Source organism: Rhizobium sp. HT1-10, from assembly GCF_049472505.1.
Taxonomy (GTDB): Bacteria; Pseudomonadota; Alphaproteobacteria; order Rhizobiales; family Rhizobiaceae; genus Rhizobium.
The window spans coordinates 57123-68778 of the sequence record NZ_JBCEBQ010000012.1; the positions used below are offsets into that span (position 1 = coordinate 57123).

At 55.5% G+C, this 11656-nt stretch carries 14 protein-coding genes; 2 read left to right on the plus strand and 12 right to left on the minus strand.

The window, feature by feature from the left end; translation table 11 throughout:
• Window positions 1–128: 128 nt before the first annotated feature.
• A complete protein-coding gene (locus VH564_RS22810) occupies window positions 129–1412 on the plus strand; it encodes a hypothetical protein (RefSeq protein ID WP_423342144.1) in 1284 nt (427 codons plus the stop codon).
• Window positions 1413–1560: 148 nt separating this feature from the next.
• Here the strand turns inward: VH564_RS22810 and VH564_RS22815 are convergent, their stop codons facing one another.
• The 5 genes from VH564_RS22815 to VH564_RS22835 form a co-directional block, all read right to left on the minus strand.
• The gene (locus VH564_RS22815; protein WP_423342145.1) at window positions 1561–1980 is read right to left on the minus strand and encodes a type II toxin-antitoxin system VapC family toxin; all 420 of its coding nucleotides are present in this window, start codon (window positions 1978–1980) and stop codon (window positions 1561–1563) included.
• The gene (locus tag VH564_RS22820; RefSeq protein ID WP_111215819.1) at window positions 1977–2231 is read right to left on the minus strand and encodes a FitA-like ribbon-helix-helix domain-containing protein; all 255 of its coding nucleotides are present in this window, start codon (window positions 2229–2231) and stop codon (window positions 1977–1979) included. Before VH564_RS22820 ends, VH564_RS22815 begins: the two co-directional genes overlap by 4 nt.
• A gap of 291 nt (window positions 2232–2522) precedes the next feature.
• On the minus strand, window positions 2523–3020 hold the full coding sequence (locus tag VH564_RS22825; RefSeq protein ID WP_111219312.1) for a YcxB family protein: 498 nt from the start codon (window positions 3018–3020) through the stop codon (window positions 2523–2525).
• 211 nt (window positions 3021–3231) lie between these two features.
• Window positions 3232–3588 carry a hypothetical protein gene (locus VH564_RS22830; protein ID WP_111219310.1) on the minus strand — a complete coding sequence of 119 codons (357 nt, stop codon included), beginning with the start codon at window positions 3586–3588 and terminating at the stop codon, window positions 3232–3234.
• 5 nt (window positions 3589–3593) lie between these two features.
• Window positions 3594–3770, minus strand: coding sequence for a hypothetical protein (locus VH564_RS22835; protein WP_423342146.1), 177 nt, complete (start codon window positions 3768–3770; stop codon window positions 3594–3596).
• 849 nt (window positions 3771–4619) lie between these two features.
• On the opposite strand from VH564_RS22835, the gene VH564_RS22840 reads away from it, so the two are divergent.
• Complete coding sequence (locus VH564_RS22840) at window positions 4620–6476, plus strand: sensor domain-containing phosphodiesterase (RefSeq protein ID WP_423342147.1); 1857 nt, start codon at window positions 4620–4622, stop codon at window positions 6474–6476.
• 224 nt (window positions 6477–6700) lie between these two features.
• On the opposite strand, the gene VH564_RS22845 is transcribed toward VH564_RS22840, so the two are convergent.
• From VH564_RS22845 to VH564_RS22875, 7 genes are all read right to left on the minus strand, one after another.
• Window positions 6701–7288 (minus strand): DUF308 domain-containing protein, encoded by a 588-nt coding sequence (locus tag VH564_RS22845; RefSeq protein WP_423342148.1) that lies wholly within the window; start codon window positions 7286–7288, stop codon window positions 6701–6703.
• Between the two features lie 48 nt (window positions 7289–7336).
• Entirely contained in the window at window positions 7337–7666 is a 330-nt protein-coding gene (locus VH564_RS22850; protein ID WP_423342149.1) for a hypothetical protein, read from the minus strand.
• A gap of 34 nt (window positions 7667–7700) precedes the next feature.
• A complete protein-coding gene (locus tag VH564_RS22855; RefSeq protein ID WP_423342150.1) occupies window positions 7701–8477 on the minus strand; it encodes a molybdopterin-binding protein in 777 nt (258 codons plus the stop codon).
• Entirely contained in the window at window positions 8474–9328 is an 855-nt protein-coding gene (locus VH564_RS22860) for a cytochrome b/b6 domain-containing protein (protein WP_423342179.1), read from the minus strand. Before VH564_RS22860 ends, VH564_RS22855 begins: the two co-directional genes overlap by 4 nt.
• Before the next feature lie 108 nt (window positions 9329–9436).
• Window positions 9437–10063, minus strand: coding sequence for a hypothetical protein (locus VH564_RS22865; RefSeq protein WP_423342151.1), 627 nt, complete (start codon window positions 10061–10063; stop codon window positions 9437–9439).
• 68 nt (window positions 10064–10131) lie between these two features.
• Window positions 10132–10722 carry a TetR/AcrR family transcriptional regulator gene (locus VH564_RS22870; protein WP_423342152.1) on the minus strand — a complete coding sequence of 197 codons (591 nt, stop codon included), beginning with the start codon at window positions 10720–10722 and terminating at the stop codon, window positions 10132–10134.
• Between the two features lie 56 nt (window positions 10723–10778).
• Window positions 10779–11606, minus strand: coding sequence for an oxidoreductase (locus VH564_RS22875; protein ID WP_423342153.1), 828 nt, complete (start codon window positions 11604–11606; stop codon window positions 10779–10781).
• Window positions 11607–11656: the final 50 nt, after the last annotated feature.

Genomic DNA, 11656 nt, shown 5'->3' on the forward strand with positions numbered 1-11656 from the left:
CTGTGCCGGATCGGCATCGGCGAATGTAATGGCAAGATCAGCGTCTTATTGGGACAGCAATCATATCCCTGGCGAACCGCGGCTGTGGGCGGTAAAGATGAACGATCACAACCGGATTTGGATCAGACATGCGCCTGCCTCTTGCTGCTTTGATTGTCTTCTCCTTCGGAACCGGTGTTGCGCATTCGGCTGAGGCGGTTACCTACGCCGGCTCGATCGGGTCTCTGCCAGTCATCCTTGAATTGACGTCGCCGGGTGCCAATGGTTTGCGGGCCGGACGCTATGCCTATCTTGCCAAAGGCGGTGACATCCCTTTGCATGGCATGAAGGTTATGGATCCTGGCGCCTTGCTACTTTCCGAAGAAAAGCCTTGTACCGAAAAGCTCTGCAAAACCGTCGAAGGTGACGTCATCGATGTTGCGCCTATCGCTGCTGAATGGACCTTGAAAACCGAAGGCAGCGGCGAGCGACTTTCGGGGACATGGCGGGACAAAGAGAGTGACAAGACGCTGCAGGTCAAGCTCGACAAGAAGGGCACGCGGACGATTTCCGATAGCGAACCAGACCTGCTCGCTGCTCTCGACCCAAGCTACGCGCTCACCGGGACCGACCAGCCGATGGTGCTGAGTAAAGACAGCTTGCCCTACGATTTCCTGAAGATGGATCGCCCTTTCAAACAAGGCGTCGCGACCAATCTTGGCGACAGAAGCTACCGCATGGATGAAGACACCCGAACCGGACTTTCTTATCCGGTTGTCCTTTCGATTGGAAAAGTCGATCCGGCACCGATCAACCGCTACCTGGCGCAACAGCGCCTTCAGCTTGCCTTGTCCGCCTTTTCCTGCATGGCAAGAGCCTATCTTGGCTTCGGCTGGTCGGGACTGGATGCGGAAGGTACCAGCGGATATGACGGCGGTGGATCTGTAACGGTTGAACATCTGACTTCGCGCCTGGTCGGTCTTGCAGAGGGTGGCAGCTATTGGTGCGGTGGCGCTCATCCTAGTAATTTCGGGGATCATCGTCTCGCCGATACGCGAACGGGCAAGGCACTCGTGCCGGAAACTCTGCTGCGCGGCTGGACCGCAACCAATGGAGACGGAACTGTGGTCGATCCTTCTACGGTCGCGGATCCCTCGTTGCTAAGCTTTGGTCCGAGCGAGAGCCTGATTCAGTTCATTACCAAGAACCGCGAAAAATTCGATACAGAGACGGAAAAAGAGTGTGGGTACGAAGACCTCATCCGTACCAATCTCGCTGTCTACTTCACCGCCGATGATCTCGTTTTCACCTTGCAGGGCCTGCCATACGCCATATTCGCCTGTACTGACGATCTCCTAACGGTTCCACTCAAAGATGCTCGTCCGCTTCTCACCGAGGCGGGTGCCGGATATTTCGAGGTCCTGGATCGCTAAAGTTCCGTCATGAGGGCGACCTGATCATGTTACGAGACAGCAATATTCAGACAGTGTGTGCAGAAACCTGACCTGGAAATCGCTGGGCTTTGAGATGAACCCGGCGGTCTTGATGAGACTCGAACCGGCGACCCACAATTCTAAAGGCTTAGTCGACCCAAGGATTGATAACTCTCACTCCGGCTGCCTCAAATGGGCTTGTATCTCGCGTTGCGACCGCGAGATGGTTTTCTGCTGCCGTAGCAGCAATGTATCCATCAGCCTTCCCGATCGCCTTTCCTGATGTTTGGGCGCTAGCCATCAGCTTCGCGTAGAATTGCGCGGTGCCTACGTTAAAAGGCAGAACGCGCCCGTCAAAGATGGGAAGAACTTCACCTTCAAGGCGATCGTGGAGAATTGTCTGACGCTTTCCTGAGGGCATTGAGGCAATCCCGAAACGAAGTTCGGCAATTGAAATCGCAGAGATGAATAGCGTCTCGATGGCCTGTGCATCCAGCCAAGTCAGCACAGCAGTATCAGGAGCCGGCTTCCAAGGCTCCGATACTACATTAGTGTCTAGCAAGATCATTCGAAAATCATCGGTTCTGCCGGGGTCCTGTCGCGCTGTTGTTGCAGCGCTTCGACGTCACTGTCTGACAGTTTGGCATCACGACCAATGGCCGCGAGCAATGATCCGAGTTTCACGCGTCCAGATGGACGAACAGCGGCTTCAAGAATGTCACGAATTTCGGCCTCGGTACTACGGCCGTGGTGAGTTGCTCTTGCGCGTAATGCCCGATGCGTTTCATCAGAGATGTTTCGAATGGTCACAGCCGCCACTGGTTCAATCCTATCTATATTTGTCTTGATATCAAAATAGTAGAAACGATAGCATTTTTCAAGTCGTTCTGGGAGAAAGAAACGGATCCTAGTAAGCGCTCTTCGCCTTGATAGGATTTGAACCGCTGACCTCATCAGTGAACGCAGGTTTCTTTAACAATATCAGGGTTGGAGCGTAAGGCCAATTTATAGAACCTAAATAGTTGGCTTAGTCTGCTCGATGACTGCTTGGCCGGCCTCAGGAGCAGAATTAATGAATCAAGTCCTTAGCAGGGCATGTGAAAGCCCGCTTCAGGAAATGCCCGCTTCAGTCATGCACGACCGAAGATTCTCGAGTTGCTGCGCATTCATGGCGCGCTTGGGGATCGGATTAAACATCGGACCGATTCGCATCAGCACAATCACATCGTCATTCTCCCGCCAACCCTTGATGTCACGCCAGGGTAATTTCTGGAACGCGTCCGTCTGGCTGAACGCGATGTGCATCTTGTCCCAATCTGCGGATGTGTCGAGCGCCGAATTGCTGGCTTGCCGGAAATATCGAAGCGATTGCCATGTCGAAATCCGAGGCAGTACGTAGTGCATTCCCAAAATTGCGCAGAGGGAGACGAAAAAGTTCGTGACGATGGCTACAACGAGCGTTTCGCGACCGGTGAGACCCGAAAATAGGCACATTCCGATCCAGATTAGCAGGAATGCGGCGATGTAAGCATATGGCTTGATCCGATAGCGCCACCACAATCTGTTGCCTGAAATGATATCTTCGTCCGTCAATCGGTAAGTAACCATCCGTCTTGTCCCCGTAGCGCTGCCAATTGAACTAAGCCATATGTTTCATATTTGGCCCCTGCTCCATTGAAAATATCCTTTGCAAACGGCAAGAGGATATACATCGGTTTCGATGGACCGCTGGAATGAGCGAGCGGAAGTGCAAAGGGGAAGCTAGCAAGTGCCCGCAGTGGTCTGCTATCGGATGTACATGGTCAGGATCGCTAGCAGCTCAGTCGCTCAACGTTCCCCTGTCCTGTGCCAGTTGCTGGTAGATCGCATCGCCCTGCTCGGGGAATGTTCCGTTTGCGAGGTGCTCGGCATATTCCTCGAGGTCGACGAAGACGTTGATCGTGCCGCCGCTGATGAAGACGATGCAGGGTTCGGTATCGGCATCCGACTTCCACCAGTAGAAGCATAGTCCGAGGCCCCGGCCGCCATCTTTCAACGCCAGCAGTGCCATTCTTCGCCAGTCGGAGGGATCTGATGGGGGCAGCGGCTTGTAGTCCTCGGCCTTCAGGTCGATCGATTCTTTCACGTCCGGGTTGGAGTAGAGTTCTTCCAGCTTGTTCGGATCAACGACATCCAATCCCGTCAGCCCTCCGTCCAAGTCAGGGCGAAGCTATAGAAATCGCGCATCTGTGGCGAAAGCGGCTTGCGAGACACCCAGTCGATCATCAGGATCATTTCCGGCGGCTGTCCCTGCGATACGGTTTGAAAAAAGCCAAATTCCTCGTTTTTCTCGTAGATCTTTTTCAGCAGGTCTAGCATCCGGTTTCCTTTGCAACAGTCGCAGAGTGTCAATCATGTGTGGCATTATCGGCTACCGACAAGATCATCCGCAATCCAGTCGACCATCTTCCATCTTGCATGGAGGGTCCGACGTAGGAAGTCCGACGAGCAGGCATGGTGCTTTAAGAGTCCCGCTCCTCCTCGAGCCGAGATATAGATCGTATCGCCCTGTTCTGGAAACGTGCCATTTGCGAGATATTCGACCAGTTCCTTCAGATCGGCATAAACTCCACGGTGCCTGAACCCGTCATGTCCGCCCTCGGACACGGCGAGAATTGCCGTCCGCTGCCAGTGGGAAGGTTCGGACGGCGGGATCAAGGCCACGTATTGTGACATCAATTCCAGCGACCGTTTCGTTCTTGAAATGCCTGCCTTTGAAGTTATCACAGAATGATCTGCCAGGCGCACAAGATTGCACGTATCTTGGAAAACCGGGAGAAAAATTCTTGAGTGCGAAAGCTTCGCGTCTGGGGTCGAGGGCCAATGGTCAAGCTTGGCGAGGCATCTCCGCTACTCCAATAGTTCGAATGGTAAGTATGGCTCGGCATCGATGCAACGCCTCCCTGTCGAGCCGTCGTCTTTGGCCACGCAGACCATATCCACCTAAACACCCTCGGATCCATCTCCTGTCGCGGACTGCTAGGCGAAACAGATTGGCTGTTTTCACGGCGTAACAACGCCTTCAGATCATACGTCTTAAAGCGATATTTGAATGTAAGATTGCTGCGTCATGGTTGTAACCTTAGATTCAGCATGTCTCAAGATTGTCGGTCCGATTAACGCCGCAGGCATCAAGCGATGATACGTCTATCGGAGAAAGGAGCGGCCATGTTGATAGAAGTGCAAAACAGTATTCTGAAGATGGTCGCCCAAGGCGACGATCTCGAGGCAACACTTGCGACGCTATGCTGCGAGTTGGAAACATTATTGCCAGGTACACGCACGTCAATATTGATTCTGGATTCGCATGGCTTGCTACACCCATGCGTGGCTCCGAATCTGCCGAAGGACTACTCAGCTGCGCTGGATGGCATTGCAATCGGCCCGTCCGCAGGCTCATGTGGAACAGCCGCCTATCTGCGGCGCGTTGTCGTGGTAGACGATATCGAAATCGATCCTCGATGGTCGGCTTTCAAAGATCTGGCTCAGGCTGCCGGCCTAAGAGCATGCTTCTCAAGCCCAATCTTTGGAAGCAAAGGACAAGTCCTTGCGACATTTGCTCTCTATTTCGATGAGGCGCGAAAGCCAACCGCTTTCGAACAGAGCGTCATTGAAGGATGCTTGCCGCTATGTATGATCGCCCTTGAGCGTCATGAACGGGTCCAGGAGCGGGAGCGTCTCGCATACACTGATGCGTTGACAGGCCTCACCAACCGCGCCAAGTACAACAAGGACCTCGAAAATGTTCCGAAGTCCGGATGGTCACTGTTGTTGATCGATATCGACAACCTCAAGAGCGTCAACGACACATTCGGTCACAACGCTGGCGACGATTTGATTGCGGCTGTGGCGGCTCGCATTGCCGGCTCGGCCGCCACGCTACGAGCCTATCGCATCGGCGGCGACGAATTTGCCGTCATCCTGGATGATGCGGCTATCGACCCCAAGGCGTTAGCCGAGCGTATTGGTAGCAACGTAAGTGTCCCAGCCGTGTGCGGCGAGCACACGGCGTTCCCGACTATCACGATCGGTATTGCGCACTGGAGAGTGGGCTTAAGCGTGGCTGAGGTTCGGCAGAACGCCGACATCGCTCTCTATCACGCCAAGGAAGAGAGCCGCGGCGGCGTGCTCATCTTTAACGATACCCTGACCACCGCGATTTCAAGGCGTTTGGAAGCCATCCACAAGGTGGCTGCCGCTCTCAAGGACAGCAGGATTGAAGCCTGGTATCAGCCGATCGTACGGATAGATACCGGAGACATCGTAGGCGTGGAAGCTCTTGCCCGCATGCGTACGATCGATGGCGCCATCGTGCCGGCCGCCGAATTTTTTGAAGCCACAAAGGATGCCCAGATCGCGGCATCGCTCACACGACGGATGATTGAGTGCATCGCTCGGGATGTCGGTGGATGGCTAAGGCTCGGCATACCGTTCCAGCATGTGGGCATCAACCTGTCTGCCGCAGACTTCTCCTGCACGGACTTACCGGAAAGCCTCGAGGTCGCGTTCAGACAGGAGGGGGTACCACTGCACCATGCTGTGCTGGAAGTGACGGAATCCGTCTATCTTGGTGATCGTGATCGACGTGTCGCGAAGAAGATCGCGGCCTTACGTGCCGCGGGGTTGCTTATTGCCCTCGACGACTTTGGCACTGGCTTTGCATCACTCACCCATCTCATCACCGTGCCTGTGGATATCATCAAGATCGATAAATCCTTCACCGATCTCTTAGGCCCTGACGACCCCGGGACGAGCATAGTCGAGGGTATCCTCCATATTGCCAAACGCCTTGGCATCAAGGTGGTCGTAGAGGGCATAGAGACTACTGAGCAAGCCGAGCTTCTGCTTGAGCGGGGCTGCGTCCTCGGTCAGGGCTACCTATACTCGAAGGCTCTACCAGCCGATCAGATCTGCACGCTTCTACGCGAACGCGGACAAGCACGGGACAGCGTTTCAGAGCTGAATGCTACCCTCCACCGCATGCGTGGCGGGCCAAGTCCCCTCCCTGGCCGAGACACAGCTTGATTAAGCGGTTTTCGCTCGCAAAGCGTCGCCCCACACCTCTGCCCGACCTGATCGGCCGCCTTGAATGGAATCGAACCCGCGACCTACTCCTCTGATAATCAACCGAAAGCGCTAGTATCACTCGATTTGCGCATGTGGGTTGGCACTAGAATCCTACGCCGCTCTTCACAAGCCCGATTGAAGAAAGCTGACGTTTAATACCTTACCAAGAGCTACAAAGAAGTCTAATTTTCTGCTCGGCTCATACCGCGACGCGACAGACTCACACTCAACCAGACTGCCGAAACAAGAAAATAGAATGCTCCGAAGCCCGCATAACCGACGACCGTGGAGATCGAAGGTTCCAGCGGCATGTGCGCTTGATACATGAAGACAGCGCCTGCTAATGCCGATTGGCCGCCACTTAGAACCATAGCCCACTGACCTCCGCCCGTTCTCCAACGCCGGAGGGCAGTGCCAAGCTGCAGCAACCCTGAAAAAATCGCCCATAGTCCAAAGGCACCCAGGACCCAGTTCATATTCATCGTCAAAGCGATGATCACGGCGATTGTCATTATCGAGCTTGCAGTGACATTGATCGCCTGGCTGCGGTTGACCGCCAAGCCACCGCTCCTGGCCGCATCAACAACGTTCGCGGCGGCATCCCAAGCCGGATAGGCGATCAACAGTGCGGCCGCTACCGCAAATGATTGCTGCCCGATGGTCAAGGCAGCCGTGACCCACAACACCGAGAACGCCGCACGCGTAAAGTAATACTGCTTGAGCCACTGCTCGTTGGCGCTCGCGCCAAGGGAGGTCTGATTGTTTGCCATTGTTCTTTTCCACTTTCTTGAATGATGAGATTTATTAAAGCGAGTCGGTCAGAAGAAACCGACCTGTTTGCCAAATGCGGTATTTTCGTCCCGCTCATATCGGCCAATTCGGTCGCTTTCGCCGGAGAGTTTCGCAGCTGGCTTTTCTGAGAACTCGACGTTCTGTGAGCTATCGTGCGACGGAATTACTAAATCAATGCCGTGGTCTCTCTCCAAGCGAATGAGCTCCTCAAATGCCTCGTCGATCTCCCCCTGCCGCTTTGCGACCCATCGGCCGTCTGGATCAGAGAGGATCGAGTTGGTTTGGCCGATCTCAACCGGTGGCGAAGAAGCGGTCGCTGTGATGGGCATTACTTTTTGAACTTGGCGTCTGCTCATGAGCTGTGATCCTGTGGTTTGCTGTTTGACTGCCTCAGATGCCGGCGTACCATTCGTACCCGCGGTCTTCCCAATAGCCGCCGTTCCCGCCCCACAGGCCGGCGAAACTATCCACAAGTTCGATGCGCATGATGTATTTGGCCTGTTTGTACCCCAGTTGCCGCTCGATCCTGAGACGCAAGGGGGCGCCGTGGCCGACGCTGAGGTCCTTGCCGTTCATCTGGTAGGCAAGGATGGTTTGCGGGTGAACCGCATCGAGGAGATCGATGCTCTCGTAATAGCGGCCGCTACCATCGAGTGTCTTTTCGAGTTCGTCGGCACAATGCAGCACGACGTAACGCGCCGTTGGCTTCAGCCCGGTCAGCCGCAACAGGCTTCCGAGCGGAACGCCCGTCCATTTGCCGATGGCGCTCCATCCCTCCACGCAGTCATGGCGGGTAATCTGGGTGCGGGACGGGAGCGCCTTCAGATCGACAAGCGAAAACATCTGAGGCCGATCAACAAGACCGTCGATCTTCAGTCGCCAATTTGCAAATTTGTCTTCCAACAGTTCCGCATATTCCTCGCTGTCGGGCGCGCTCGTTCCATTGACACGGAAAGAGGGAGAAATGTCCTTTTCGTCAAACTCACGGGCCAGAGCATCACGCCCCTGAAGCAGTCTCTGCGCCTTCAACGTCAGGTGCTCGGTTGAACGGAGGACATTGGCGACGTTTGCGTTTTGGTCGAGCAGGTCACATCCGGAAAGGGTCAAGGCGCTAGCGCCAAGTGTGCCGCCAATCAGAAAGCGGCGTCGAGTAAAGAGCTTGCTCATGATTTCGGGCCTTTTTCCTGGATCGCAAAGCGTCCGGTGATCATCGAGCGGAGGTTGTTCCAGGTCCCGGAAAGGATCACCATTGCCACATGCACGATAACGAAGATCACAAGCGCCGACGCTGTGATGAAATGAATCGTGCGCGCGGACTGGCGTCCGCCGAAAACATCGACAAGGGACGGCAGAGCGGCATCGACGCCCGGCGACATGGTCAGGCCGGTCAAAACCATCAGAGGCAGGAGGACGACAATGACCGCCAAATAGGTGAGCTTTTGAAGCGTGTTGTAATGCCTGGCCTCCTCCCCTTTGGGGAAGCGAAGACGAGCGTGGTCGAGAACCTCGCGGCCGAGATGGCGAGGCGAGAGTTCGTGCACCTTCGGCGCCAAGTCTCGCCTGAAATGTCCGCTCAGCAGGCTGAATCCCAGGTAGAGAATACCATTGATCACAAACAGCCAGGCGAAGAAGAAATGCCAGCGACGTCCAGCCGCGAGATCCTGGAACGAGGGAATTGTCGCCCAGGACGGAAAAGCGCGCGCAGTCGGCTCCCCATCAACATTGGAAACACCCAAGACGCCGGTTGTAGGGATTTGTAGCCCTGCGACACGCAAGAAGCCGCTTGGCGTGCCTGCATCATCGTCGGAGCCGATTGTCAGGACGGCGGGGTCGCCGTTCGCGCCATAATGACCCCAATAAAGCTCCGGGTGGGCATTGAAGATCTGCAGCCCGCTCAAAAGAAGGAAGCTCAGGCAAAGCACGTTTAGCCAGTGCGTAAGCCGAGTCACTATGGAGTGGCGGCGGATGAAGATCGTCCGAGGATATTGAACATTGTCATTGGAAGCGTTTGCGCTCATCTCAACGTCTTTCATCTGTGGCATTTTACCGCTGAAGATCAAGCAGCGTCGATCTGTAGTCGCTGGCCGAAGCAGTAAGGCGGCTGCTCCGGCCAGTGACGGCGTGGCTTACATGGGGGGAACCACGCCATTCTTGCCGACGACCACCTGGTGGGCGATCGGGCCTGTTGCAGCCTTTTCGACGGTAATGAAGACAACGGCGCCGGGAACGAGATCATCCTTGGTGGCTCCAGCGATGGTTACGACAGGTGTCCCATCCGGAATGGCGATCTTCTTTTCCTTGCCATGATAGGTCACGGTGACAGTCCGGCCGTCGACGGCCTTGACTGCATCCGCGACCGTCGCATTGGTCATGCTGCTGTCGGGCTTCAGATCCCAACCGTAGCTACCCTCGCCTGTGCCCTTCATTGCCGGCGGGAAAATGAGGACCTCAAGCGCTCCATCGCCGCCATCGGCTTTTGGCAAGGATGCGATACCCACGAAATCGCCCGGCTTGATGTCGGTGACCTTCGCATCCGCGACGCCAGCCACCTTCCAGTCGTCAGCAAGCGCGACATCGATTGTCTCGCCTTCGCGCGTCTTCACTTTGAGCGTTGAACCCTGGTAGTCAACGATGCTGCCGCGGACATGGATCGGTGCGGCTTTCTTATCTTCGGCAGATGCGGGTGTCGAAAGGACGGTTACAGAAAAGACGCTGGCCAGCCCGAAGGCCAAAGCGGGGAAAGCATTTTTCATTTTTATCTTCCTACTAGTTGGTAGTTTCGATGAACGCGATTTACCTGAGCGGCCTTGGCCACTCAGGATTAGTGAGAGACATTCGGCGTAAGGCGGTTGAGAGCAGGTGCAAGTATTGTCGAAAACACCTCCGGTTCCCCGTAGGCTCTCGCCGAGAGCATCGCCCCATATACCGTCGCCAGGAACGCTTCGGCTTCGACATGCGGTTCGCTCGTGAGATTGAGCGCCCCGCTTTTGTAGCCACGCTCCATGACCGTCGTCAGCCACGATGAAATGAAGCGAAAGAAATTCGTCACCTCGGTTGCGACTTCCGGCGGAAGGGATGGCAGTTCACTGGCAAGCAAAGCACACACACAATAGGGCCTGCTCGCATCCTCGATGCATTTGGCCCAGTGGTTCGCATAGACTTTAAGGACGTCTAATGCGTCTGGAACATTCTGTTCGAGAGTGACAACGCTCGCCTGCCCGTCTTCCCGGTAACGCTTGACCAGCTCACGCACCAGATCGACCTTGCTGGGGAAGTGGTGGTGGATGCTGGCCTTGCTTATGCCGACCACTTCCGAGATATCTGCATAGCTGAACCCGTTGTAACCCCCACTCATGATGAGGTTGCGCGCAGAGGCCAGGATTTCGTCGGAAGTGTTCGAAAGATTGCTCATGGAATCTGTCTACCTTCTAGTAGGCAGATCGTCAATAGCAAAAGTTCTTTTTCTTGCTAGCCGTCCGTGGAGACCGTAAGAGCTTTCCACGATGCGAGTTCCTGCTGCAAACGCTCGATCCGCGCGGTCACGTGGCTAAGGGCATCACTGCCAAGAAGCAGCTGCGGCGGAGGATTGTCCAACCCGATGAGAGTAAGCACAGCGGCGGCCAGTTTTTGAGGATCACCGAGCTGCTTGCCGCTTACGGCCTGACGTGCCTCGCGGATCGGATCGAACAGGCTGTCGTAATCCGCAATCGACCTGTCAGTGCGGACCATGGAACGCCCAGCCCAGTCCGTCCGGAATGAGCCAGGGCAAAGCGTTGTCACCCGAACTCCAAACGGCGCCATTTCCGAGCGCATGACCTCGGAAATGCCCTGAAGCGCAAACTTGCTGCCGCAGTAATATGCGATGCCGGGCATGGTGATCATACCGCCCATCGATGTGACGTTGACAATAAAGCCCCGGCGGCGCTCACGGAACCTCGGAAGAAATGCCTTGGCCACGGCGACGGCGCCGAACACGTTCACATCAAACTGACGTCGCATCTCTTCAAGTGGCGATTCCTCGAGCACTCCCTCGTGACCGTATCCCGCATTGTTGATCAGCACGTCGACTTGCCCGTGTTCGTCCTCGGCTTGCAGGACGACGTCAGGGATGCGGTCGAAATCGGTGACGTCGCAAAGAACCGGGTGCAGTTCCGGGAGGGTCTTTGCAAGCGCTTCGCGCGAGGTTTCGGAGCGGACGGTCCCGATGACGGTGTAACCGGCTTTGATTGCGGCAGTGGCGATCGCCAATCCGAAGCCCGAGTTCGCACCTGTTATGAAAAACGTTTTGCTCGACATTTCTGAAACTCCTTGATTAACCGTGGATGACAGATAATCTGAAGGCCAGC

What these genes read in the sequence shown, in the direction of transcription:
- VH564_RS22810 (WP_423342144.1), top strand. Translation starts at nt 129, where the DNA reads ATGCGCCTGCCTCTTGCTGCTTTGATTGTCTTCTCCTTCGGAACCGGT.
- VH564_RS22815 (WP_423342145.1), bottom strand. Translation starts at nt 1,980, where the DNA reads ATGATCTTGCTAGACACTAATGTAGTATCGGAGCCTTGGAAGCCGGCT.
- VH564_RS22825 (WP_111219312.1), bottom strand. Translation starts at nt 3,020, where the DNA reads ATGGTTACTTACCGATTGACGGACGAAGATATCATTTCAGGCAACAGA.
- VH564_RS22835 (WP_423342146.1), bottom strand. Translation starts at nt 3,770, where the DNA reads ATGCTAGACCTGCTGAAAAAGATCTACGAGAAAAACGAGGAATTTGGC.
- VH564_RS22840 (WP_423342147.1), top strand. Translation starts at nt 4,620, where the DNA reads ATGTTGATAGAAGTGCAAAACAGTATTCTGAAGATGGTCGCCCAAGGC.
- VH564_RS22845 (WP_423342148.1), bottom strand. Translation starts at nt 7,288, where the DNA reads ATGGCAAACAATCAGACCTCCCTTGGCGCGAGCGCCAACGAGCAGTGG.
- VH564_RS22850 (WP_423342149.1), bottom strand. Translation starts at nt 7,666, where the DNA reads ATGAGCAGACGCCAAGTTCAAAAAGTAATGCCCATCACAGCGACCGCT.
- VH564_RS22855 (WP_423342150.1), bottom strand. Translation starts at nt 8,477, where the DNA reads ATGAGCAAGCTCTTTACTCGACGCCGCTTTCTGATTGGCGGCACACTT.
- VH564_RS22860 (WP_423342179.1), bottom strand. Translation starts at nt 9,328, where the DNA reads ATGAGCGCAAACGCTTCCAATGACAATGTTCAATATCCTCGGACGATC.
- VH564_RS22865 (WP_423342151.1), bottom strand. Translation starts at nt 10,063, where the DNA reads ATGAAAAATGCTTTCCCCGCTTTGGCCTTCGGGCTGGCCAGCGTCTTT.
- VH564_RS22870 (WP_423342152.1), bottom strand. Translation starts at nt 10,722, where the DNA reads ATGAGCAATCTTTCGAACACTTCCGACGAAATCCTGGCCTCTGCGCGC.
- VH564_RS22875 (WP_423342153.1), bottom strand. Translation starts at nt 11,606, where the DNA reads ATGTCGAGCAAAACGTTTTTCATAACAGGTGCGAACTCGGGCTTCGGA.